Raw genomic sequence first — 23,594 nt, 5'->3', positions numbered from 1 at the left:
TGTCCTTCTCCTAAACCTGAGAATTCAGTCGCTGCGTGACGATCTCATCCGCTGACATTCTTAATTTAATCAATGTTTCCTGCAGCTTGACGATGCTTTCTGATCCTGTCTCACGCAGGATCAGGGCCCGTCCCCCTTCGCCTATTTCGTCCATGTTCAGTGGTTTTCCCGACAATAGCTTGGCACTGATCTGCACCTGCCACTGCAGGCGATAACACTCTGTCAGCGTCTCGCGATCCGCCTCGCTCAGCCAATCCCCAGCCAACTGCGCCGCAACACCATGCGCCGCACACCCCGACAGCAACGCCCCGGTCTGTGCCAACAGTTCAATATCCTGCATGCCGCCCGCCCCCAGTTTGACGTCCCATTCCGTCGTCGCGGGCTTGGCCTCTGCCAGACGCGCACGCATGTCGATAACATCCGGCAAAACCTTTTCCGGCGCGCCATTTTCCGACAGTAAATTCAACCGGAACGACTCCACCTCTGCCCCAACACTTTCAGATCCCGCAACCGCCCGCGCCCGCGTCAGCGCCAGATGTTCCCAGGTCCAAGCCTCATCCTGTTGATAAGATTGAAATGATTGGATGCTTGTCGCCACCGGTCCCTGCCGACCAGAGGGTCGCAGACGCATATCTACCTCATAAAGCCTCCCCCCCGCCATGGGTGCTGTCAGCGCCGTGACTAAGGCCTGAGTCAGCCGCGCGAAATACGGTCGGGTCATCAGGGGTCGTTTGCCGTCAGATCCCTCTGCACCCTCGGCATCATATATGACAATCAGGTCCAGATCAGACTGTGCATTCAATTGCCTCGCCCCCAACGATCCCATCCCCAGAACAACTGCCCCTTGCCCCGGCTGATCCCCGTGCTTGCGGGCAAATTCTGACACCACCACCGGCCAGAGTGCACGCAAGGTCGCCTCTGCCAGATCAGCATATTGGTGACCGGCGGTTTCGGCATCAATCAACCCGCGCAGATGGTGAACACCGATCCTGAAATGCCACTCCCCATGCTGGCGCCTGACGCTGTCCAGCTTGGCCTCGTAATCTTGTGACGCGGCCATGGCATCTTCAAATTTCGCAACCAGGTCGGCGGCTCCTGGCCATTCATCGAAAAAGCTACCCCCCAAAACCGCATCCAGAACCGCAGAGTTGCGCGACAGATGTTGGGCCAGCGCGGGCGAGGTCGCACAGATATCGACAATCAAATCAATCAGATGCGGATTTGCCTCGAATAGTGACAGCAACTGCACCCCTGCCGGCAACCCAGACAGGAAACCATCGAACTGGATCAGAGCTTCTTCGGGTTTGGCAGCCCGGTTCATCCGCGACAGGATTTCTGGTTTCACACGTCGAAAAATTTGCCGTGCACGTGCTGATCGCAGTGCGGGATAGCTGCGCCACCGCGACACGATTGTTGTAGCAGATTCAGACAAAGCATCCGATTCGGGCTCCGCCTCTGTCGGAGCAAAGAAGCTTTCGGTCACTTCATGCACTTCCGTCAGACGATCAAACAACTCCTCCTTCAGCCGCGTAACATCCGTGCGCCCCATGAAATGTGCAAGCCGCAAAAACCCGTCATCGCTGCCCGGTAGATCGTGGGTCTGCGCATCACCGATCATTTGCAGACGGTGCTCGACTTCTCGATGGAAATAATAATGATCTGAAAGAGTTGCAGCGGCCTCCTCAGGCACCCACCCCTTTTCGGTAATTCGGTTCAACCCCTCAATCGTGCCCATCACCCGCAGCGACGGATCGCGCCCACCCGCTATGATCTGTCGGGTCTGGGTGAAAAACTCGATCTCTCTGATCCCACCCCGGCCCAGTTTCATATTGTGGTTGGGCAATGTGATCGGGCCACCCAACCCTTTGTGATCCCGGATACGCAACCGCATGTCATGGGCGTCTTGGATCGCCGCAAAATCCAGATGACGACGCCAGATAAAGGGGCGCAGCCGTTCCAGATAGGCCGCCCCGGCTGTCAGATCACCACCGCAAGGCCGGGCCTTGATATGGGCTGCCCTTTCCCAGGTCCTGCCCACGCTTTCATAATAGCGCTCAGCCGCCTCCATCGACAGGCAGACCGGGGTCGAGGATGGATCAGGCCGCAGCCGCAGATCAGTTCGAAACACATAGCCATCGCCGGTCAGGTCGGACAGTTGCGCCGACATCCGCCGTGTTGCCCGGATAAAGCTGCTGCGCACATCATGATAATCTGCAGGATCGTATCGATTCTCATCAAACAGGCAGATCAGATCAATATCGGACGAATAGTTCAGCTCTGCCGCCCCCATCTTGCCCATGGCCAGAACCACCACTCCGACCGTACCCGGATCATCCTGATCGCTGAGGCCGGGCAGCTTCCCACGCCGGAGCTCCGCAGTGATCTGCGCCTTGATCGACAGATCGACTGCAAGATCGGCAAATGTGGTCAGCGCGCCGGTTACCTCCTCAAGCCGCCAGATCCCACCCAGATCGCAGATGGCTGTCAACAAGGCGATTTTGCGCTTTGCTCGTCTTAGCCCCGCCCCTAGGTCGTCCGGTGGGCAGGCAGATAGCGACTGAACGATCGAACCGAACGCTTCATCAGGCGATCCGGGCAACACCTGTCTCAGCCAGTCGCGTTCTTGTTGTGCTAGCCCTGCAAGATATGGGCTGCATCCGGCCATACCGCGCATCAACCCGCAAAGCTCTGCCGGAAGCCCATCTAACAATGTCAAAACTTCCTCGCCACGCTCAGAGGAATACGGAATCGGCTCACGGGTGACGGAGGATGCAAAATTCATAGGTCGAAAATGCTGTGCCGACCGATCCGGGTCAATGGGGTGCAGATAGCGCAACACCCTGCAGTGTGCTTGGCAAGCGACTGCACAGTGGTGTGAATTCACTTTATTCAACAAAAATGACGATGTTAAGGCATTGAAATACATTGCGTTTGTTGATTAATGTAAAAATGATTTACATTATATCTTGAAACCTTCTTCACGCACCCCACATTGAGGATGTGAATGGCATTTACATTAACACTTGTAATATGGAGACCTGAATGAGCACCGTCGCAACATGGCCCGCACAGGCCGAAAGCTGGCTAGATCAAAGAGGAAAAGGCGCATGGATTGTCGCCACAGTTATCAGTTTCATCGTTTTCTGGCCCCTCGGCCTGGCCCTACTGGCCTATATGATATGGAGCAAACGCATGTTCAAATCTTGCAGCGCGGGTAAACACCGCACACATCGTCACGCCTTTCAGTCCTCGGGCAATAGTGCCTTTGACGCCTACAAGGCCGACATGCTGCAACGCCTGCAGGACGAACAACGCCAGTTCGAAGAGTTTCTGCAGCGCCTGCGCGAAGCGAAGGACAAAACAGAGTTTGACCAGTTCATGGATGAACGCGAAGTCCGTGCAAAGCAGCAGCGCGACGAAGTTGAAACCACAGACATCTGATCTGCCCCTATCGGCGGCCCAGTCCCGGGCCGCCTTCACCACTCTTTTTCTCGGTTCCAAATGAGCTATACATCAACCAATGTCAGCGGCCTTCCTGACCCGTATGATGCGGCGGAGTTTTACGCGGATATCCCGACCAAACGATTTGTCGCATGGATTATCGACACTGTGATCACTGCCGTGATTACCCTGCTGATTGTCCCGTTTACCGCCTTTACCGCCCTGTTTTTTCTGCCTTTTCTATATCTGGTGGTGAATTTTACCTATCGCACTATCGCTTTGGCACGGCGGTCGGCCACGCCTGGGATGCGTCTAACGTCGATTGAGCTGCGCACCTACCGTGGCGAAACCTTTGACCTGCCGAGCGCATTTTTTCACACACTGGGCTATGCGGTCTCTGTCAGTATGGTTTTGCCGCAAGTCATCTCTGTGATTCTGATCTGCGTTACTCCACGCGCGCAGAGCTTGACGGACATGATAATGGGATCCGCATCAATCAACCGTGCCGCCCGATTTTAACCGCAGAATCATAAGACTTGGCGGATGTCCATTCCGTTGCTAGGCTTTCTCCTGGAATAAACCGGATTGGACATGCGCCATTCACTGCCCATTGCGCCCCAGTTTTATGTGACGGCACCGCAAGCCTGCCCCTATCTTGGCGGCAGAGTGGAACGAAAGCTGTTTACCGCATTGCAGGGCGATGATGCAGAGCAGCTGAATAATTCCCTGACCAAACAGGGCTTTCGTCGATCCCAAAACGTGCTTTACCGACCATCCTGCGCCGAATGCAGCGCCTGTCTGTCCGCACGAATCCGCGTCAGCGATTTCAAACCAACCAAAAGCCAGCGACGCATTCGCCGGAAAAACGCCGATCTTCAGCGTCGGGCAACATCGCCTTGGGCAACAGAGGATCAGTATTCACTGTTTCGCACCTATCTGGATCAGCGCCATGCCGACGGTGGCATGGCCGACATGGATATATTTGAATTCGCCGCAATGATCGAAGAAACCCCGATCCGCACCCGCATCATCGAATATGCGTCACCCAATCCAGACGACTCATCAGACTTGTTGGCAGTCTGTCTGACTGACGTGTTGGATGACGGTTTGTCGATGGTTTATTCCTTCTTTGATCCGGCGCAATCTGTCAGGTCATTGGGCACCCATATCATCCTCGACCACATCGATATCGCCCGCGAGGCGGGACTACCCTATATCTACCTGGGCTACTGGATTCCCGGCAGCCCGAAAATGGATTATAAATCAAAGTTTTCGGCCATTGAAATCTATCGCAATGGTCATTGGCAGCCGTTGAACAAACAGGCCGACTATTCTGCCGATACGCATCCGCTTGCCACCGATCCAATTGCAGAGCAGGTCGCCCAGATCACCCTGCCTGACAGCATGGCAAGAAAATAACGCGGCGCGATCATTTTACTGGACAGAATGAAAATTTCAGATAAATCTTCACCATCCGTCAATGAGGCGATCATGTGTGACGATATCTGCAAAATTAATCTGATTATCATTACCATCGGGGCCGAACGTGGGCGCGCGGCGCGTGGTAGGCCGTAGCGACCTGTTGTCGCCACCCCCTCCCCCACTACTTTCAGGACAATCCAGATGAACAAATCAGCTTCTCGCCGTTCCGGTGGCCGCGCAGCCCGACGCGCAGAACGTGCCGCTCCTCTGACCGATGACCTTCGCGCCATCCGCCCCGGTATGGAAGGCGGCGTTCTAAAGGTGCTCAGCGATCAGGACATTCTTAAGATTCACAATACCGCTTTGGAAGCACTGGAAAAAATCGGCCTCGCCGACGCCCCAGAAAGCGGCATTGAGTATCTGACCAACGCAGGCGCTATTCTGGGTGATGATGGACGCATCCGCTTCCCCCGCGCGCTGGTCGAAGATACGATCGCCAAAGCCAACCGTGAAATCACGCTTTTCAGCCGCGATGGTCTGAATGACCTTAATCTTGGCGGTCACCGGGTCCACTATGGCACGGCCGGTGCTGCGGTCAGCGTGGTTGATGTCAACGGCAGAAATTACCGCGACAGTACGGTTCAGGATTTGCATGATGCCGCCCGCATCTGCAATCAACTCGACAATATCCACTTCCTGCAGCGACCAATGGTATGTCGGGACATTCCTGACAACTTGGAAATGGACCTGAACTCCATTTATGCCTGTTGTTCGGGGACCACCAAACATGTGGGCGTGTCCTTCACAGACCCTGCCTATGTGAAACCCGCGCTGGAGATGCTGCATTTGATGGCGGGCGGCGAGGACAAGTGGCGTGAACGCCCGTTTGTCTCCAACTCCAACTGCTTTGTCGTGCCACCGATGAAATTCGCCACCGAAAGCTGTCAAGTGATGGAGGAATGCATCAAAGGCGGCATGCCGGTCCTGCTCTTGTCCGCTGGTATGGCCGGGGCCACGGCACCGTCGACCATCGCGGGGGCCATCGCACAGGCCTGCGCCGAATGTCTGGCAGGCCTCGTTTACGTGAATGCCGTCAAACCCGGCGCACCCGCCATCTTTGGCACATGGCCCTTCGGGCTGGACCTGCGCACCGGCGCGATGACCATTGGGTCGGGGGAACAGGCCTTGTTGACCGCAGGCTGCGCCCAGATGCATAAATTCTACAATCTGCCCGGCGGCGCCGCCGCAGGCGGATCGGATTCCAAACTGCCCGACATGCAGGCCGGTTGGGAACAGATGTGCACCAATGTCATGGCCGGCCTTTCCGGCCTGAACATGGTGTACGAGGCCGCAGGCATGCACGCGTCGCTCTTGGGTTTCTGCCTTGAATCCCTTATTCTGAGCGATGATTTGATCGGCCAGGCGCTGCGCTGCGTTCGCGGCATTGACGTCAATGACGAAACCTTGGCCCTGGATCAGATTGCAGAGGTCTGCCTGGGCGGCACGGGTCACTATCTGGGCACGGGCCAGACCCTCAACCGGATGCAGTCCGACTATGTCTACCCGGCCCTAGGTAACCGTATGTCACCCAAAGAATGGGTCGAAAATGACAAACCGGATCTGATCGCCAACGCCGTCAAGCGCAAGCAGGATATCCTGTCACAACCCAGCGCCGCGCGGTTCAGCTCAGATGTCGAAGATGCCATTCGTGCGAATTTCAACATCCATCTGCGTCACTGACCTTTGCTGGAAATTGAATTACAAAGAGCGCCCAGTTGGGCGCTCTTTTCGTTGTATCTGGTGGGGTCTTAATGCCCGATCAGGTTGGGAACAATCGTGACAACCGATGGGAACAGCCATAGCAATGCCAGCCCCACAACCTGGATCAGCACAAAGGGGATGATCCCGCGATAGATATGGCCTGTCGTTACACTCGGCGGTGCAACCCCGCGCAGATAGAACAGCGCAAATCCAAAGGGTGGCGTCAGAAAACTGGTCTGCAAGTTCACTGCAATCATAATTGTCACCCATTTCGGGTCCATCGTGCCGCCATAGATCACAGGTCCGACAATCGGGATCACGATGTAGATGATTTCAAGGAAATCCAACACAAAGCCCAGCACGAACAAGACCAGCATCACGATCAGAAAGACCTTCAGTTCATTGTCGAAACCCTTTAGAAACTGCTGGATGTAATGTTCGCCACCGAACGAAATCACAACCAGATTCAACAACTGCGACCCGATCAGGATGGTAAACACCATAGAGGTCACCTTGGCCGTTTCCCGCACCACCGGTGACAACACACCGCCCCGAAACAGGACCCAGGCCGAATAGAACAAACCAAACATGCCGAACAAATAGGTCCCCTGCGCCAAGACGAAGGCGACCCACTCTTCAAACAACACCACCTCGCGCCCCATGCGCAGGTCAAAGTTGAACCCGATCAGGATCATGATCACGACGGAAAACGCCGCCATCACCACCAGTTTCCCGGATTTTTCCTCGTCTTTCAGCTTGCGGTAAGCAGCGAGCATCAACGCCCCACCCGCGCCCAGTGCTGCAGCAGGCGTTGGATTGGTCACACCCCCCAGAATGGACCCTAGCACCGCAACGATCAGAACCAATGGCGGGAACACAACGCGCAGCAACTGGTTTTTCCCCAGCCTCCCGACCGCGTGCGTGCAACCGTAAAGCACCAGCACCGTTGGGATGGCCAGGATTAAAACGGTCATCCCCGGGGTGGTCAGCGGCCCGATCAACAGAATATCCGCAATCAACGCCAACACGATCCCCAAACCGCCGATCAGCAACGGAACCGGATCCGACAGCGGTGATACGCCACGGGCGACAACCAGGGTCAGTGCCAACAGCAAATAGGCGATCAAAACACCTGTCCCGATGGGCGGGGACGCGGCAATCTTATTAGCGAGTGCAACCTCGATCTCGTCGGGTGTCAGTTGGTGGCTTTCCACCACACCACCCGCTGCATCAATCTCGGCCTGCTGGGCAACAGCTGCATCCCAACGCTCCTGTCCGTGTAGATCAATCATCGATGCCTGACATTGTTCAGAGACATTGATACGCAGTGACGCTGTTTCACCAGCATCGGAGAAACTACCAACCACCACGTTCTGCGATCCGGCCACACCCAGATAAAGCGCTATGATGGTGCCCCCGATCAACAGGGCCGGTGCGCCCAGAAACCAGGTCATCGCCTCGCTGCGGGTCACATATTCACCCGACACGCGATCGCCGGTCACCGGCGGGGCGGCATGCGGTCTGAACAGCGCATAGCCAAAGGCGTAAAGCGCATAAAGTACGGCCAGCATGATCCCCGGCAAAAGCGCCGCCTGAAACAGCGTGCCCACCGACACCACTGCAGCTTCCCCCAAATAGGTCAGCGCATCGGAACAGCCCGCCTCTGCCGCGCGTTGTTCCTGTGCTGCGGAATAGAGGTCACCAGCCAGCGTACCCAACAGAACGATCACGATCGAGGGCGGAATGATCTGCCCTAATGTGCCAGACGCCGCAATGACGCCGGTCGCAAGCTCTGGCGAATAGTTGTTGCGCAACATGGTGGGCAGCGACAACAGACCCATGGTGACAACCGTCGCCCCGACAATCCCAGTAGAGGCCGCCAGAAACGCACCAACGACGACGACCGACACTGCAAGGCCGCCAGGCAATGGGCCAAAGACCCGCGCCATGGTGGTCAACAGATCATTGGCGATCTTTGATCGTTCCAGCGTGATCCCCATCATCACGAACATCAACACCGCCAGCAGCGTTTCAATCGACTGTCCCGCCAGAACGCGCTCATTCATCCGGTTGACAATAAAGGAAATATTCCGATCCAGGGCAAATTCCCATCCCTGAACAAATACCGGCTCTGCAATGGTCGGCAGGTCCGGGTATCGGAAATGCGAAATCTGGTCTGGGTGGATGCCCGCGCCCAGGATCGATCGATAAGCATCGCTGCCAGTATCCACTGCCTGATGGATCAACAGCCCAGAACTGTCCATCGCCGCGATGATTGCAAAGGATATGACCGCGGCCCCACCGATTGCAAAGGCCACCGGAAACCCGGTCAGAATACCCCCGAACAGACAGAGGAAGACAATGATCAGGCCAATTTCTACGCCATCAAGTCCAAAAATCATGGTGTCTCACTCGCCCCTCAATGCGTGCCTTCATAGGCTTCTTCGCCTTCGCCCAATGTATCGCGATCCAGATACAGGCCTTCGCTTTCTTCGCCTTCACACCATTCCAGAAAAGACCGGAAGAAAAACGCCACGGCATGCAAGAATACCAGCCCGGCAAAGGCGACCAGCAGAACCTTGAACAGGAAATAGGCGTTAAACCCGTTTGGGGAAAAACCGATGGTTTCCACGTTCCAGCGCATCGCGCGTGATTTCAAAAGCAACCGATCCAAGGCATCAGAGGCCGACGGTTTTGGCACGATCAAATGACGCCACAGGAAGTACCAGCCATACATCCAGGTCAGCACCGCCATGGGCATCATGAAAAACAGCGACCCCAACATATCGATCACGCGTTTGGCGCCGAAAGACACTTTGGAATAGATCAAATCAACCCGAACATGCCCACCCTGCACAAAGGTGTAGGTCACGCACAGTGCAACGATCATCGCGTTGTAAAGCTTCAGTTCCTCGGCCCACCAGCTAATGTCTTTGGTAAAGACTGACCCAGCCCCGACAGAGATACTGCTCTGCGCAAAGATGCGTTGAACAAAGACGATCATGACCTGTTGCAGCACCATCAATAGTCCCGCCCAGGCAAAGAACCGGCCGATGCCGTTGGCCATACCTTCCAGCCCCAGCACAACCGCCCACATCACCTGATGGCGCCACATACCAACGCCCGTCAAAATCAGCACCGTGACAAACACCACATAGAACAGCTCAGCCGACCCACCGTAATAGACAAACCGCATCAGCGATTGCTTGTCTTCAGCTGACCCGCTCCAGACCAGCCAGTCCAGCCAGCTTCCGGGATGAGTGACAGCATATCCGATGTTGTAAAATGCCAAGGCAATGTTGCGGAGAAATCCAACAATTATGTCCAGCATGGGTGCCTCCCCGATCGCCAGACGGCACGGTCACCGCGCCATCACAGGTGCAGGTCCCGGCTCATGCCGGATCCTGCATATTTCATAGGAAAATCAGCCCAATACGCGGTCACGCTGTGCGCGGTACGCCTCAGAAGACTTCGCAATCCAAGATGAAGAAGAGCGCATTGACACAACATATTCGTCATAGATCGACTTGAAGATGTCATCACCCATGAATTCGTCATAGACCTTGCGGCTCGCATCACCAAACGCGGTCCAGACGCTATCCGGGAATTCCAAAACCTGAACCCCACCAGAGGCAAGACGCTGCAGCGCGTCACCATTGTTCATCTGGTATTGTGCCAAGTTCCACACATTCGCGTGCCCGGCCGCGATCTCGATGGCTTTTTGCTGATATGGGCTCAGGTCATTGAACACATCCAGATTGGCCGCCACTGACAGACCAGCAGAAGGTTCGTGGAACCCAGCGGTGTAGTAGAACTTGGTGATTTCCTGGAACCCGACCTTTTCATCCGACCACGGGCCAACCCATTCCGTCCCGTCAATCGCACCAGCCGCCAGCGCCTGATAAATTTCACCACCCGGCAGGTTTTGAACCGACACGCCCAGATGGCCCAACGCCTTACCGCCCAGCCCTGGCATACGGAATTTCAGACCTTGCAGATCTTCAGGCCCGTTGATTTCCTTGCGGAACCAGCCACCAGCCTGCGATCCGGTGTTCCCGGCCATAAAGCTTTTCAGCCCAAAGATTTCGCCTAGCTCATGGTGACGCTCCATCCCGCCGCCATGATAATACCAGTTGTTATGCTCTTCCGCGGTCATGCCGAACGGAACGCCCGTGAAAAAGGCAAAGGCCGGATGCTGACCAACAAAGTAGTAATCGGCAGCGTGATACAGATCCGCCTGACCAGAACTAACAGCGTCAAAGACCTCAAAGGCACCAACCAGTTCGCCGGCATGTTTGACTTCAACTTCCAATGTGTCACCGGAAATCGCGTTGATGTTTTCTGCGGTCTTGTCCGCCGCGTCTGCCAGACCGGCAAATCCACGCGGCCACGATGTCACCATCGTCAGTTTGCGTTTACCTTGCGCGTATGCAGGTGCAGCCAGCGACGTTGCGGCAGCAGCGGATCCGCCCAGCGCGGATGTTCTTAGAAATGATCGACGGTCCATATTGATATAGTCTCCCTGAAGCGCGAGTCTCTTTTTGGCTCGCTATTAATGGCCCGGACCTTAGCGCTGCTATATCTGCAAATAAATACCCAGTACTACGTAGATCGTCTGGTTTGGTAATATATTTTTACCAATAATGTTCATTTGTGGGCAAAAGTCGCGCTCACCCACTTGCATCACCGCCTTAAAAAAGGTCGGATATGGGTGATGACTGACAACACCTCGCAAAACACCAAACGGATCAACCTGAGCTATGCACAGAAATTGTTCTTGCTGGCCACAGTCCCGCTGGTTCTGGCGGTAGCCGCGATTTCAGTTCTGGTCGCGCATCAATCCCGGCTGTTGGCAGAACGGGAAATCGCTGCCTTGGAAACTCAGCTGGTCGAAACAAAAAAGGAAGAGTTGAAAAACTACGTTACCCTTGCCCGGATGGCCTTCATCAACATCTATGGCCGTGCCGCGCCAACTGACGAACAGGCCAAGCTAAGGGTTACACAGATCCTGTCCTCCATGCTCTATGGAACAGACGGCTATTTCTTTGTCTACGATTATGACGGCACCAATCTGGTCAGCCCAAGGCGCACAGAGCTGATCACGCGCAACTGGTCCGGCCTGACGGATGCAGAGGGGACAGAGATCGTAGACACCTTGATCGAAAAGGCACGAACCGGCGGCGGCTATCACAGCTACCTGTGGGTCAAACCATCGACAGGCGAGACGGAACATATGATTTCCTATGCCATCGGCCTGCAGGACTGGCGCTGGGTGGTTGGCACCGGGGTCTTTATTGATGATGTCCTGCAGGGCGTCGCCTTGGCCAGAGCAGAAACCGAAGCACGCGTCAGGCGCACGTTCATATATATCGCCGGGATCACGATTGCGGCCCTTTTGCTGGTGTTTCTGTCCGGTCTGTTTCTGAACATCCGTGAACGCCGCCTGGCCGATGCCAAGCTCAAGGAGCTCACCCAGCGGATCATCGACACCCAAGAAGAAGAACGCGGCCGCGTTGCCCGCGAACTTCACGATGGCATCAGCCAGATTCTAGTTGGAGTCAGATATGCGATGGAACTTGCCCGAAAACGTATCTCTGCCAGTGATCCCCGGGCCGAAGAGACTGTCGAGCGCGGCATGTCCCACCTGAACGGCGCGATACAGGAAGTCCGCCGCATCAGCCGTGATCTGCGCCCGGGTGTGCTGGACGATCTGGGGCTTGGACCGGCGGTCAAATCACTGGCTGATGAATTTTCGCACCGAACCGGGATCATAGCAGAGTTCAACACCGTGGTGTTCAGAAACCGCCTGGACGAAGAGGCCCGCATCGCACTCTACCGTGTCGCGCAGGAAGCGTTGACCAATATCGAACGCCATGCCAACGCCACGCGCACCACAATTGACCTCTACGGGCACCGTCAGGGCGCAACACTCAGAATTACGGATAACGGTCTGGGTCTGGAAACCAATCCAAAGACCGTCAAGGGCACCGAAAAAACACACCCCACAGGGCTTGGTCTTAGAAATATGCAGGAGCGGATGGAACAGCTTAACGGCACATTAAGCGTGACATCCAATGGCAAGGGCACCACGATAGAGGCGCAGGTTCCCTTGTCTCATATGCTCTCTCCCGAAGGTTCCCAGCCGACGTCACACAGGTTATCATGATCGAACACCCAAAAACCAAAATCCTGATTGTAGATGACCACGCCATGGTGGCCGAAGGGATCGAGGCATTGCTTGATACATATGATGACCTGCAGGTCGTGGGGACCGCCAGAAGCGGTGAGGAGGCGATCGACCTGACCCAGCAACTGGCGCCAGACGTTGTCCTACTGGATCTGAACATGCCCGGTATCGGTGGGCTAACGGCGACGGAAATCATTCTGGAACACCAACCCGACACACACATCTTGATCCTATCCATGCATGACAGCCCGGAATATATCTCAACCGCACTCACCCACGGGGCCAAAGGATATGTGCTGAAAGATGTGCCCATCGACGAAATCAAGACCGCCATTGATCACGTCATGCGCGGCGAGCAATATCTGTGCACCGGCGCAAATGCCGCCCTCGCCCCGCGCATACAGGACGGACGCGAACCGCTGACATCCCGCGAACAGACGGTTTTGTTGGAACTTGCCCAGGGCAAATCAAACAAAGAAGTTGCCAACGCCTTGGACATCTCTGTGCGCACCGTTGAAACCCATCGCAAAAACATCAAACAAAAGCTCGGGATCAGCTCCACCGCTGGCCTGACCCGTTACGCGTTGGAACATGGCGTTCTGCAGGGAACAGGACACCTGCGTTAAGCGGATTAATTTTCGAATGTTCCGTCCTCCACCCCACTTTCGGTAATATTAATACTGTAATTCGATAGCCTCAGACACATTATTCATGAATTTGCCTGTTGACGCCCCCAAGACAGCCAAATAATGTCGCCGCCACGCAAGAAGGAGCTTCGGGTCATGAACACCCTAGTCGTCGTCGTAGGAAACAAGCGCATGGGCCGGTAACGGAAGACCATAGTCGAACCCATGCGCCCCCGCTTGACACCCGGGGGCTTTTTGTTGCGCAATACAGGGCCCAAGCGGGCGAAAGAACGGAGAACAGTGAAAATGACTCGGGCAATGACCGGTGCGAAAATGGTGATTCAGGCACTTAAGGATCACGGTGTTGACACTGTGTTCGGCTATCCGGGTGGGGCTGTCCTACCGATCTATGACGAAATTTTTCAACAAAATGATATCCGCCATATTCTGGTGCGCCACGAACAGGGCGCCGTGCACGCGGCCGAAGGCTATGCGCGCTCCACCGGCAAACCCGGTATTGTTCTGGTCACCTCGGGCCCCGGTGCCACAAACGCCGTCACCGGCATGACCGACGCGTTGTTGGATTCGATCCCACTGGTTGTTTTGACCGGCCAGGTGCCGACCTTCATGATCGGCAATGACGCGTTTCAAGAGGCCGATACCGTCGGCATCACCCGCCCCTGCACCAAACACAACTGGCTGGTCAAGGATACGTCCAGCCTTGCCACGGTGATGCATCAGGCCTTTCACGTCGCGACCTCTGGCCGCCCCGGTCCGGTTCTGATCGATATTCCCAAGGATGTGCAATTCGCCTCTGGCACCTATGTTCCAAAGTCGAAAGTTTCGACCAGCAACTATGCGCCGAAACTAAAGGGCGACATGGACGCGATCACCAAACTGGCCGAGATGATCGAAACTGCGAAACGACCGGTGATTTATTCCGGTGGCGGCGTGATCAATTCAGGACCCGGCGCCTGTCAGTTGCTGCGCGAACTGGTAGAGGCAACGGGCTTTCCCATCACCTCCACCCTGATGGGCCTTGGCGCCTATCCGGCGTCGGGCAAAAACTGGATCGGGATGCTGGGGATGCATGGTCTTTATGAGGCCAACATGGTCATGCATGACTGTGATCTGATGATTTGTGTTGGCGCGCGCTTTGACGACCGGATCACCGGACGACTGGATGCATTCAGCCCCGGATCAAAGAAGGTTCACATCGATATCGACCCAAGCTCCATCAACAAAACCGTCCATGTCGACCTGCCGATCATCGGCGATGTCGGTCACGTGCTGGAAGACCTGTTGAAAGTCTGGAAATCCCGCGGCCGCAAGACCAACAAGGGTGGCACACAGCAATGGTGGGCACAGATCGACGATTGGCGCAAAGTCGAATGCCTGAACTACACCAATTCTGACAAGCTGATCAAACCGCAATATGCGCTGGAACGCCTGGAAGCACTGACCAAGGATTACAACCGCTACGTCTGTACAGAGGTCGGTCAGCACCAGATGTGGGCCGCCCAGTATCTGACCTTCGAGGACCCCAACCGCTGGATGACATCTGGTGGGCTGGGCACCATGGGCTACGGCCTGCCTGCCTCTGTCGGTGTGCAGGTTGCCCATCCCGACAGCCTAGTCATCAATGTCGCCGGGGAAGCATCGTGGCTGATGAACATGCAGGAAATGGGCACCGCGGTTCAATACCGCCTGCCCGTGAAACAGTTCATCCTGAACAATGAACGCCTTGGTATGGTACGTCAGTGGCAGGAGCTTCTGCATGGTGAGCGTTATTCCCACAGCTGGTCAGAAGCCCTGCCCGATTTCGTAAAACTCGCCGAGGCCTTCGGCGCCAAGGGCATCTTCTGCAAGGACCCTGCCGACCTCGATGATGCGATCATGGAGATGGTCAACTATGACGGCCCTGTCATTTTCGACTGTCTGGTGGAAAAGCACGAAAACTGCTTCCCGATGATCCCCTCAGGTGCCCCACATAACGAAATGCTGATGGGAGAGGCGGATACCTCCGATGCCATCGGGGACAAGGGCGCAGTTTTGGTCTAAGCATCATGAACGCTAACGCGAACCCAAATCAAGAAACAGCAGATCTGTCAGCCTTTCGCACCCACCGCGCCTGGCAGATCTGTATTGTTGGGTGCGCGTTTACGTTATTGTTTGTCGGTGAATTCATTCGCGCAGGCATATTGCAAATGGCTCTGGATGGTTCGACAACAATCAACAACGATTTTCGTGTTTTCTGGGCAGCGGCCCGCATTGCCGTAGAGGGCCAGTATCTTAGCGTCTTTGACACTGAAGCCTTGTATGCGGTGCATCAGATGGATGAAGGAGCATGGATGCCCTGGCTCTATCCACCTGGGTACCTCATGTTGATCACTCCGTTGGGGCACTTATCCTTCGAAACCGCGTGGATACTGTTCGTTGTAGCATCTCTTGCCTTGACCCTGATCACCACCCGGCCATTTACAAAAGAAGTACCAGCGCTGTGGTTCATGGCAACTTTTGCTCCGGCAACCATACCCGCTTTGCTTATGGGCCAGAACAGCTTGATGTGGTGTGCGGGCTTAGTGGCTGCGTTTTGGGCACTGCGAGATGGGCGCCTCATACTTGCCGGAATATTCATCGGTTTACTAACGCTGAAACCGCAGCTTGGATTATTGATACCAGTGGCCCTGTTGGCAATCGGCGCTTGGCGCACGGTGTTTTCAGCTACGGCTACCACTGTCCTGATCGTGGCGGTTCCCACGCTGTTTTACGGCCTAGAATACTGGCATGAATTGTTTGATATCATCGACCGCCACAAAAACACGCTGGAAGAAAACATCGAAGAGCTGACCTTGGTCATCGGCTACTATGCGTTCTTCATTGATCTTGGCTTGTCATTGTCTAACGCATTAAAGTTGCAATGGAGCGTAATCCTTGCTTCGGCATGCTTGGTTTTCGTTGTCTGGCGGCAGCACGCGATTGGTTGGGACCTGAAATTTGCAACACTCATGTCGGCCACTATGATTAGCGTTCCCTATCTGTGGCACTATGAAATTGCTATGTTTGCACCAATCGGTTTGTTCCTGCTCAGATCAGGGGCGATCAAATTAAACATCTTTGGCGGTTTTGTTCTAGCTTCGTTGTGGATCGGAACAACGCCAATTGTAGTTGCTTCCGTCACCGGAACAGCGGACCTGCCCGTCGTTCGGCTAATCGCACCCTCAATCGCAACTGCAGCATTGATAATCTCCTTGATCGGGGCATGGCGTGCCTTTCGCCTCTACAGATCTTATGAGGCGGTCACCCAAGAATGACGCATTCACACGACACCACTGGCGCACTGGACTATCTCGTAAAAATTCGCACCCTCCAAATCTGCATTCTCGGCGCAACCGTCACGCTCTTATTTGTCATGGGCTTCATTGCCACCAACTTGATTGAGATATCCCAAACCGAGGCCGTCACGGCAGACAACGATTTTCGTATCTTCTGGGCCACGGCCAAGATTGCATTGGAACAGTCGGCGTATAGTGTTTTCGATCAGGAAAAACTGGCGGCCATCCATCAGATCAGCAAAGATTCCTGGATGCCCTGGCTCTATCCACCTGGATACCTAGCCCTGATTACTCCGTTTGGGATGATGTCCTTTGGCGTGGCCTGGATCGTCTTTCTCCTCATCTCAGTCATTGCCACGGCAATTGCTTTTCGTCCGATTGCCTCACCCACAATTCCCGTTTTGCTGGGCTGTGTTCTGGCCCCGGCCTATATCCCTACACTGATCATGGGACAAAACAGTCTGATCTGGATGGCGGTGCTGCTGTTCGCGCTTAACGCATTGCGCAATGGGCGAATGGTCTTGGCCGGGGCTCTGATCGGTTGCCTAACGCTAAAACCACAACTGGGTATTCTGATCCCATTTGCATTGTTGGCAATCAGTGCTTGGTCGACAATTGCGACGGCAACCATCGCAACAGTATTGATTGCGGCGATTCCCACTGCTTTTTATGGGCTGGACTATTGGGTACACCTGTCTGAAATCCTGTCCCAGCACAGCGCACGTGTGCAAGCCACGATCCCCGAACTAGGTGCCATGGTCAGCCTATTTTCTATGCTGACAGAATTGGGCGTTGCCACAGGTGTTGCGTTGAAACTCCAATGGGCACTGACCGCGCTATCCGCCGCAATTGTATTTGCAATCTGGCGGCGCGATGACACTGGCTGGGATTTGAAATTCGCGGTTCTTCTCATCTGCACATCCCTCGCAGTTCCATATTATTGGTACTATGAAACCGTGCTGTTTGTTCCGATCGCATTGTTCATGCTGCGCGCCGGCACGCTACGCGCCCGCTGGCCTGACCATGCATTGTTACTGGTCTTGTGGTTGGGGCTTTGCCCCATTATCGGCGCTGGCATGTACGGGTTTGAACAATTGCCCGAAACGCGCATGCTCACGCCGCCAATTCTGATCATTTGCCTCATACTGTGTCTGCGTCAGGTCTGGCGTGACCGGCATGCAACAGTATATAGAACCTAATCAACACCTGACCGATCCAAATTGGCCAGGCCCAACCACCAAGAGGTCCCATGTCCGCACTGAAAATAAAGAAAGGTGCTTCCAAGCATTCCGCCTATGACCTGCGCGACCCCCACGCAGATGTCATCGAAACTCATACGCTGGCCGTCATCGTGGATAACGAGGCCGGCGTTCTGGCTCGGGTCATTGGCCTGTTTTCTGGCCGCGGCTATAACATCGACAGCCTGACCGTGGCAGAGGTTGATCACGAAGGCCACCTGTCTCGCATAACCATCGTCACCACGGGCACACCTTCGGTGATCGAACAGATCAAGGCTCAGCTGGGCCGGATCGTCCCGGTACACGAGGTACACGATCTGACTGTCGAGGGCGATTTTGTGCAACGCGAACTGGCTTTGCTGCGCGTCCACGGTACTGGTGAACATCGGGTGGAAGCACTGCGCCTGGCCGATATCTTCCGGGCGCAGGTGGTCGATTCCACCCTTGAAAGCTTTGTCTTTGAATTGACCGGCGCACCGGAAAAAATCGACGCCTTTGCCGATCTGATGCGACCGCTGGGTCTGGGGCGGATTGCCAGGACCGGCGTGGCCGCCCTGTCTCGCGGCCGTTGAGACAGAACAGATTGAACGGGATGAGGAGAGGGGCAATACGCCCCTCTTTTCGTTTCTATGGGCCCAAATTTCCGCCTGCAAACGACCTTGTCAGGTCGCAGATTGACTGGATTTTCCATAAACTCGACGCTAGTGTCGAGATCAAGTCTAACTTCCATTCCCAAGGATCCCGCCCAATGACAACTGACATCAGCAAGGTCCGCCAATCTGTTGAAACCGCCAATGGATTGCCCAACCCCCACTATATCGATCCTCAGGTCTTTGCCGAGGAACGAGAGGCCGTCTTGTTTGCCAATTGGGCCGGTTTGGGTGTGGTCGCCGATGTGCCGGAACCAGGGGATGCAAAACCGGTGGAGTTTCTGGGGATTCCGCTGCTTTTGATGCGCGGGCGCGACAATATTGTGCGCGTCTTTCAAAACATCTGTCGTCACCGCGGCATGATCCTGGTGGAAGAACCACGCAAAATCGAGGGCGCCATTCGCTGCCCCTATCACAGCTGGTGTTACAACCACAAAGGCGGGCTGGTCTCCACCCCCCATGTCGGCGGTCCAGGTCACAACACCCATGAGAATATCAAACGCGATGAACTGGGCCTGATCGAGGTGCGCAGCCATATCTTCATGGATGTGGTCTTCATCAACATCTCCGGCACTGCTCCGGCCTTTGAAATCGCTCATGCGGAACTGATCGAGCGCTGGAAAGAGTTTAACCAACCGCTTTATCATGGCGGCACCGACAGCACATTTGCGCTGAAGGTCAAAACCAACTGGAAACTTGCGGTCGAAAACTATTGTGAAAGCTACCACCTGCCCTGGGTTCATCCCGGTCTGAACAGCTATTCCCGACTGGAAGACCACTACAATATCAATGAATATGGCCGCTATTCGGGCCAGGGCACGCTCGTCTATCGGCAACTCAAAGACGACGATGGTGACAGCTTCCCGGATTTCGCCGACTTGTCAGAGAAATGGGAAACAGGTGGGGAATATCTGGTGGTCTATCCCAATGTTCTGCTGGGTGTGCAACGCGACCACAGCTTTGCCATCGTACTGGAACCGGTCGACACCGAAAACACCGTCGAACATATCCACCTCTATTATGCCTCTGACGCAACCAAACAGGGCCTGCGGTCTAAAAACACCGCACAATGGAAAGAGGTTTTTGAGGAGGACGTCTTTGTCGTCGAAGGCATGCAAAAAGGCCGTCACGCCCCGAATTTTGACGGTGGTCGCTTCTCCCCCGCGATGGATGGGCCAACGCACTGCTTCCACGATTGGGTCGCAAGGCAATTGAATACCCATCGCAATCAGGCGATGGCCGCGGAATAGGGTCGTGTCTCTTAGTCAAGACTTGCTGGATGCCCACGCCCGTGATGATCGTAGGGCGTTGGTGTCCCTCTACACGCAGGCAGCGGATGAACAGGAGCTTGCAGGCGACGCCGATGCCGCCTGCTTCTTTCTGACCCATGCCTATGTTTTCGCGCTGGAAATGGCGCATCCATTAACGCCTGCGCTTCGAGATCGGTTGAAAGAACGCGGACGCGAAGAGTAGTCGCGCCCGTGCTGATCAAGCAGCCATTGCAGCAGCCATTTTTTCCGGGGGCATGCTAAGAACAGCATAAGTGCGTCCATCGCCGGGATTGCGATAGGTGCGGCTGATCTGTGACACGTCATATCCCAGCTGCCGCAACGACCGCGCCAATCCGGGCCGCGTTAGGCCGATCAACTGCCGCGCACCTTTCTGTGCCGCCGTTTTGACAAACCCGTCCATGATCAGTTCCAGACATTTCGCGCGCTCTGCCAAATCCTGCAGATCATCGGAAATCACAATCCGTGTGCTTTCCCAAACCTTTGGGGACGCCACGACATTATCCAAAAGATCATCAGGAATAGATCCCAGCTTCCCTTCGATCGCGTCGCGCAGCATGAATGTGTAGTTTCCCCATGACGATGTTGTCGGCATGAAACGCAATCCACCGACCACGCGCCCATCCTTGCGCACCAGCGAATAAAACGCCTGCGGCGTGTCATACTGATCCATCTCAACGTGATCATCATGCGGAATATCCCACCCAAGGGTATCCACAAAAAAGTGCTTTCTTAACTTAAGATACTCGTAAAATGCGGGGCCGAACTCGTGTAAGTTCGAAAAATTCAACCTAATATTTTCCATCTCCACTCTCCTTTAAGGAGACTCGGATAGGGTTCGGAAAGGGTTAACAATTCACAAACCCACCGTTCGATGGGTAGGCGTAGCGTGGAAAATAGACTTATTTACGGCATTTTGTTTACAATAATCGGGTGATTATTCAGAGAATCCCGTATTCCAACGACAAGGCGATGGCCTGAGAACTGGTTTTTGCGCCCAGTTTCGACTTTGCGTTTTTCAGGCGCTGCTTGATTGCGCCCAGCGAAACCCCGATTTCATCGGCGATCTGCTTCATCAACAATCCGTCCCGCATCAAACGCAAAACCTCCAGCTCAGCCTCTGTCAGGTTGGATGGGGCATGCGCCGATGAATGCAAGGCCCCCACAGCATCGGAAAGAAACCGAATTTCCGCGTCATTGAACTCTCGGTCCTCGCGGGCAAAGGTGCCAAAGCTGCGCAAACCGCCCTGATCATCGCTGCAACTGACGGCAATGCCATATTTCATGCCGAAAACCTCAGCTTGCGCCATGATTTTACGCGGATCAGGCAGGTTTATATCGCTCCAGCGGATCCAACCGTCATTGTCATAGATCCATTTCAATACGGGATCATGCAGCATGAATCCGTGCTGCGTATAGATCTCGATCCACTCCGGGGGGAAGGCGTTTTGCTCTGCCATAGGGAAAGCGAAACCAACGCGCAACGCAACGTAATACCCTTGCGGCGCCCTCTTTTGAAACTCGAATGAATGAATAGAAAGGTTCATTCGACAGCGTATCTCCAGCCTGCAATACAAATAGCAGGTGCTTTTCAACAACTTGATAATATGCAATTGTCTTGCAAGGTAGAGTAAATCTGGCAGATAATGCAACCATAATGCGAATGTACGGTCCAAATGTCTGACAATCTTTCAATCAGTCCGGTCCTTGAAAGCATCGGAAACATCTGCACGGCGGGATATGCAATCGGGTTGCATATCAAATTCACTACGCCGACTTTTTTCTTTCAGAGTTATTCGAAAGACTGGCTGACGCACTATTCAAACAAGGGCATGGTCATCCATGATCCGATCGTACGCTGGGGGTTTGAAAACACCGGCATGATCGATTGGGATGAACTGTCCGACATAGACGAACGCAATGTTCTACGCGACGCCGCTGACTATGGGCTGAACCACGGTGTGGTCATTTCACTGTTGCAGGACGGGTCCAGAACCATCGCCGGGTTCTCACGAACAGATCGCAAGTTTACAGAGGCAGAGGCCGCGCAGTTGGATGAGCATCTGACCCAACTGCACACCCTGACCAAAAACCTGACCACGCTACCGTCGGCAGAGCGCGCAGCGCTGAAACAGCTTTCGATCATCACATCGCAAGGCTGACGCCAGGTTCAAACGACAAAATTATTGATTGCGCCGCAGCACCGCCGATATCGGGGCCAGCGCCATACTGCCTGCCCGCTCGCCTTTGGCCCATTCGCTGATCGCAGTGATCGATTCGGAACGGTTGTGCCCCACCATCACGACATATCCCTCCTGCTGCGCGCGAAACGCTGCCCGATCCAGATAGCGTTGAATGACCGCGCCGCTTTGCTGTTGGTCGTCAAATACGCGGAAGGACAATGCGGCAGGCACACCATCACGATCAGCCAGTTGCGTGATCGAGTTCAATCCCTTGCCATGGCCCACAACTCCATGCCCGGATTGCGCGGCAATCGCGATAACATGTTGCGCCAACATTCGGTTCGACCCAAACCCGCCCTCAGCCTGATCCATGACAGCAACGGCCAAGGGAATGGTCGAAGACGCGCGCTCGAACGCCACCTCGACATCAACCGGCGAGGCACCATCTGGCAGGGACAGGGTGAACATCACCTCTTGACCCGCCGCGCGGTAGGCTTCTGCCCGCGCTTCGGCACCGGCAGAGGTCGCGTCGATAACAACCGTGATGGGAAAACCCAGTTGTGCTGCGGTGTTGGGGGTCAAATCCCCATCAACCGAGTCAATCAGGATGATGGAATAGACAGGTTTGCCATCGGCGTTTTCAAACGGCACCGCGTTCCAAGTCAGGGCGCCCAGAATATCCGCACCATCCGGCGCGGCATCTTCTGTTACAATTTCGGCAATCTGATCTTCGTCTCCGATACTGGGCAGACGGTTAATCGTGACATTCGGGGCCTGATCGGTGAAACCGTCGACCGGATCACCAATTCCTGTGCCCTCTTCCACAATGATATCTTCGACCGGGGTTCCGGGCTCTTCAGAATCATCTTCCTGCCCCGGCCGTTCAGGGGCGGACGTGTCGATGTCCGGTGTGGCAAACGCTGCCGGGGCCTCCGGCGCCAGGGCCAGATCGATTCCCTCTGCCCCGTCGCTTTGTTCGGTTTGCGGAACATTCGGGGCGCTTGATCCACCCTCGGGCGCATCCATTGCCACGTCTGGCGCATCCACATCAGGCGCTTCGGCTGATTCCCGCTCTGGGTCTGGTGCATCCTGATTGTCTCCATTTACCGGATCGCTTAACCCGATAAGGGGGACATTCTCATCCGGAACATCGGCAGAGGGGATCTGCGGCGTCCCTTCGGGTGCCACGGGTTCCAGCGACGCTGCCCCTTCAGTTTCCGCCAATTCTGGTGCCCCACCGGCCCCTGGCGGCAGATCCGACAACAACGACATGGCCGCCGTTCCCAGCAACCCAACCACAGTTCCACCAATGATGCCCGACAAAAACCCGCGTGCCACAGCATTCTCCGTCTGTAATATACCTCAATCCCGGCGGGTCAGCCCTTGACCCCCGGCCTGCTCTCTGACCAATTATAGCCTGACAAAGTTCCGGGATCACCCCCAATTCACGAAAGTCCGACAG

At 55.1% G+C, this 23,594-nt stretch carries 20 protein-coding genes; 13 read left to right on the top strand and 7 right to left on the bottom strand.

Going from position 1 to position 23,594, the window contains the following annotated elements; translation table 11 throughout:
• Positions 1 to 10: 10 nt before the first annotated feature.
• The gene (locus AC2D8P_RS10455) at positions 11 to 2,782 is read right to left on the bottom strand and encodes a [protein-PII] uridylyltransferase family protein (protein WP_484702558.1); all 2,772 of its coding nucleotides are present in this window, start codon (positions 2,780 to 2,782) and stop codon (positions 11 to 13) included.
• 260 nt (positions 2,783 to 3,042) lie between these two features.
• Here AC2D8P_RS10455 and AC2D8P_RS10450 point away from each other — a divergent pair, with 260 nt between their 5' ends.
• The 4 genes from AC2D8P_RS10450 to AC2D8P_RS10435 all read left to right on the top strand — a co-directional run bounded on the left by AC2D8P_RS10450 (position 3,043) and on the right by AC2D8P_RS10435 (position 6,603).
• Positions 3,043 to 3,441, top strand: a complete 399-nt coding sequence (locus AC2D8P_RS10450) for a DUF2852 domain-containing protein (protein ID WP_484702557.1) — start codon at positions 3,043 to 3,045, stop codon at positions 3,439 to 3,441.
• A 60-nt stretch (positions 3,442 to 3,501) separates the two neighbouring features.
• A complete protein-coding gene (locus tag AC2D8P_RS10445; RefSeq protein ID WP_484702556.1) occupies positions 3,502 to 3,960 on the top strand; it encodes an RDD family protein in 459 nt (152 codons plus the stop codon).
• A 72-nt stretch (positions 3,961 to 4,032) separates the two neighbouring features.
• Complete coding sequence (locus AC2D8P_RS10440; RefSeq protein ID WP_484702554.1) at positions 4,033 to 4,860, top strand: arginyltransferase; 828 nt, start codon at positions 4,033 to 4,035, stop codon at positions 4,858 to 4,860.
• 204 nt (positions 4,861 to 5,064) lie between these two features.
• The gene (locus AC2D8P_RS10435) at positions 5,065 to 6,603 is read left to right on the top strand and encodes a trimethylamine methyltransferase family protein (protein ID WP_484702553.1); all 1,539 of its coding nucleotides are present in this window, start codon (positions 5,065 to 5,067) and stop codon (positions 6,601 to 6,603) included.
• A gap of 68 nt (positions 6,604 to 6,671) precedes the next feature.
• Here AC2D8P_RS10435 and AC2D8P_RS10430 read toward each other — a convergent pair whose 3' ends face one another.
• The 3 genes from AC2D8P_RS10430 to AC2D8P_RS10420 all read right to left on the bottom strand — a co-directional run bounded on the left by AC2D8P_RS10430 (position 6,672) and on the right by AC2D8P_RS10420 (position 11,131).
• Positions 6,672 to 9,026: a TRAP transporter large permease gene (locus AC2D8P_RS10430; protein ID WP_484702551.1), complete on the bottom strand. Its 2,355-nt coding sequence runs from the start codon at positions 9,024 to 9,026 to the stop codon at positions 6,672 to 6,674.
• 17 nt (positions 9,027 to 9,043) lie between these two features.
• Positions 9,044 to 9,955, bottom strand: coding sequence for a TRAP transporter small permease subunit (locus AC2D8P_RS10425; protein ID WP_484702549.1), 912 nt, complete (start codon positions 9,953 to 9,955; stop codon positions 9,044 to 9,046).
• A gap of 93 nt (positions 9,956 to 10,048) precedes the next feature.
• Positions 10,049 to 11,131 (bottom strand): TRAP transporter substrate-binding protein, encoded by a 1,083-nt coding sequence (locus tag AC2D8P_RS10420; protein ID WP_484702548.1) that lies wholly within the window; start codon positions 11,129 to 11,131, stop codon positions 10,049 to 10,051.
• Positions 11,132 to 11,338: 207 nt separating this feature from the next.
• Here AC2D8P_RS10420 and AC2D8P_RS10415 point away from each other — a divergent pair, with 207 nt between their 5' ends.
• The 8 genes from AC2D8P_RS10415 to AC2D8P_RS10380 all read left to right on the top strand — a co-directional run bounded on the left by AC2D8P_RS10415 (position 11,339) and on the right by AC2D8P_RS10380 (position 20,133).
• Positions 11,339 to 12,790 carry a cache domain-containing protein gene (locus AC2D8P_RS10415; protein ID WP_484702547.1) on the top strand — a complete coding sequence of 484 codons (1,452 nt, stop codon included), beginning with the start codon at positions 11,339 to 11,341 and terminating at the stop codon, positions 12,788 to 12,790.
• Complete coding sequence (locus AC2D8P_RS10410; protein ID WP_484702546.1) at positions 12,787 to 13,437, top strand: response regulator transcription factor; 651 nt, start codon at positions 12,787 to 12,789, stop codon at positions 13,435 to 13,437. Before AC2D8P_RS10415 ends, AC2D8P_RS10410 begins: the two co-directional genes overlap by 4 nt.
• 306 nt (positions 13,438 to 13,743) lie before the next feature.
• On the top strand, positions 13,744 to 15,498 hold the full coding sequence (locus AC2D8P_RS10405; RefSeq protein WP_484702544.1) for an acetolactate synthase 3 large subunit: 1,755 nt from the start codon (positions 13,744 to 13,746) through the stop codon (positions 15,496 to 15,498).
• Between the two features lie 5 nt (positions 15,499 to 15,503).
• Complete coding sequence (locus AC2D8P_RS10400) at positions 15,504 to 16,751, top strand: glycosyltransferase family 87 protein (RefSeq protein WP_484702543.1); 1,248 nt, start codon at positions 15,504 to 15,506, stop codon at positions 16,749 to 16,751.
• Positions 16,748 to 17,971: a glycosyltransferase family 87 protein gene (locus tag AC2D8P_RS10395; protein WP_484702542.1), complete on the top strand. Its 1,224-nt coding sequence runs from the start codon at positions 16,748 to 16,750 to the stop codon at positions 17,969 to 17,971. Before AC2D8P_RS10400 ends, AC2D8P_RS10395 begins: the two co-directional genes overlap by 4 nt.
• Before the next feature lie 50 nt (positions 17,972 to 18,021).
• A complete protein-coding gene (gene ilvN, locus AC2D8P_RS10390; protein ID WP_484702541.1) occupies positions 18,022 to 18,582 on the top strand; it encodes an acetolactate synthase small subunit in 561 nt (186 codons plus the stop codon).
• Between the two features lie 176 nt (positions 18,583 to 18,758).
• Entirely contained in the window at positions 18,759 to 19,910 is a 1,152-nt protein-coding gene (locus AC2D8P_RS10385; RefSeq protein WP_484702540.1) for an aromatic ring-hydroxylating oxygenase subunit alpha, read from the top strand.
• A gap of 4 nt (positions 19,911 to 19,914) precedes the next feature.
• On the top strand, positions 19,915 to 20,133 hold the full coding sequence (locus AC2D8P_RS10380) for a hypothetical protein (protein ID WP_484702538.1): 219 nt from the start codon (positions 19,915 to 19,917) through the stop codon (positions 20,131 to 20,133).
• A 15-nt stretch (positions 20,134 to 20,148) separates the two neighbouring features.
• On the opposite strand, the gene AC2D8P_RS10375 is transcribed toward AC2D8P_RS10380, so the two are convergent.
• On the bottom strand, positions 20,149 to 20,754 hold the full coding sequence (locus AC2D8P_RS10375) for an acyl-homoserine-lactone synthase (RefSeq protein WP_484702536.1): 606 nt from the start codon (positions 20,752 to 20,754) through the stop codon (positions 20,149 to 20,151).
• 136 nt (positions 20,755 to 20,890) lie between these two features.
• Positions 20,891 to 21,496 (bottom strand): helix-turn-helix transcriptional regulator, encoded by a 606-nt coding sequence (locus AC2D8P_RS10370; RefSeq protein WP_484702534.1) that lies wholly within the window; start codon positions 21,494 to 21,496, stop codon positions 20,891 to 20,893.
• A gap of 129 nt (positions 21,497 to 21,625) precedes the next feature.
• On the opposite strand from AC2D8P_RS10370, the gene AC2D8P_RS10365 reads away from it, so the two are divergent.
• Positions 21,626 to 22,111 (top strand): autoinducer binding domain-containing protein, encoded by a 486-nt coding sequence (locus tag AC2D8P_RS10365; RefSeq protein ID WP_484702533.1) that lies wholly within the window; start codon positions 21,626 to 21,628, stop codon positions 22,109 to 22,111.
• A 21-nt stretch (positions 22,112 to 22,132) separates the two neighbouring features.
• On the opposite strand, the gene AC2D8P_RS10360 is transcribed toward AC2D8P_RS10365, so the two are convergent.
• On the bottom strand, positions 22,133 to 23,470 hold the full coding sequence (locus AC2D8P_RS10360; protein ID WP_484702531.1) for a divergent polysaccharide deacetylase family protein: 1,338 nt from the start codon (positions 23,468 to 23,470) through the stop codon (positions 22,133 to 22,135).
• Positions 23,471 to 23,594 lie beyond the last annotated feature (124 nt).

This window comes from Roseovarius sp. YIN77, assembly GCF_057219155.1.
The sequence above is the reverse complement of the archived record's forward strand: the minus strand, read 5'-3'. Positions and strand labels throughout refer to the sequence as shown.

Bases quoted from the DNA above. Each gene is read 5' to 3' on its own strand.
- AC2D8P_RS10455 (WP_484702558.1), bottom strand. From the start codon at position 2,782: ATGAATTTTGCATCCTCCGTCACCCGTGAGCCGATTCCGTATTCCTCT.
- AC2D8P_RS10450 (WP_484702557.1), top strand. From the start codon at position 3,043: ATGAGCACCGTCGCAACATGGCCCGCACAGGCCGAAAGCTGGCTAGAT.
- AC2D8P_RS10445 (WP_484702556.1), top strand. From the start codon at position 3,502: ATGAGCTATACATCAACCAATGTCAGCGGCCTTCCTGACCCGTATGAT.
- AC2D8P_RS10440 (WP_484702554.1), top strand. From the start codon at position 4,033: ATGCGCCATTCACTGCCCATTGCGCCCCAGTTTTATGTGACGGCACCG.
- AC2D8P_RS10435 (WP_484702553.1), top strand. From the start codon at position 5,065: ATGAACAAATCAGCTTCTCGCCGTTCCGGTGGCCGCGCAGCCCGACGC.
- AC2D8P_RS10430 (WP_484702551.1), bottom strand. From the start codon at position 9,026: ATGATTTTTGGACTTGATGGCGTAGAAATTGGCCTGATCATTGTCTTC.
- AC2D8P_RS10425 (WP_484702549.1), bottom strand. From the start codon at position 9,955: ATGCTGGACATAATTGTTGGATTTCTCCGCAACATTGCCTTGGCATTT.
- AC2D8P_RS10420 (WP_484702548.1), bottom strand. From the start codon at position 11,131: ATGGACCGTCGATCATTTCTAAGAACATCCGCGCTGGGCGGATCCGCT.
- AC2D8P_RS10415 (WP_484702547.1), top strand. From the start codon at position 11,339: ATGACTGACAACACCTCGCAAAACACCAAACGGATCAACCTGAGCTAT.
- AC2D8P_RS10410 (WP_484702546.1), top strand. From the start codon at position 12,787: ATGATCGAACACCCAAAAACCAAAATCCTGATTGTAGATGACCACGCC.
- AC2D8P_RS10405 (WP_484702544.1), top strand. From the start codon at position 13,744: ATGACTCGGGCAATGACCGGTGCGAAAATGGTGATTCAGGCACTTAAG.
- AC2D8P_RS10400 (WP_484702543.1), top strand. From the start codon at position 15,504: ATGAACGCTAACGCGAACCCAAATCAAGAAACAGCAGATCTGTCAGCC.
- AC2D8P_RS10395 (WP_484702542.1), top strand. From the start codon at position 16,748: ATGACGCATTCACACGACACCACTGGCGCACTGGACTATCTCGTAAAA.
- ilvN (WP_484702541.1), top strand. From the start codon at position 18,022: ATGTCCGCACTGAAAATAAAGAAAGGTGCTTCCAAGCATTCCGCCTAT.
- AC2D8P_RS10385 (WP_484702540.1), top strand. From the start codon at position 18,759: ATGACAACTGACATCAGCAAGGTCCGCCAATCTGTTGAAACCGCCAAT.
- AC2D8P_RS10375 (WP_484702536.1), bottom strand. From the start codon at position 20,754: ATGGAAAATATTAGGTTGAATTTTTCGAACTTACACGAGTTCGGCCCC.
- AC2D8P_RS10370 (WP_484702534.1), bottom strand. From the start codon at position 21,496: ATGAACCTTTCTATTCATTCATTCGAGTTTCAAAAGAGGGCGCCGCAA.
- AC2D8P_RS10365 (WP_484702533.1), top strand. From the start codon at position 21,626: ATGTCTGACAATCTTTCAATCAGTCCGGTCCTTGAAAGCATCGGAAAC.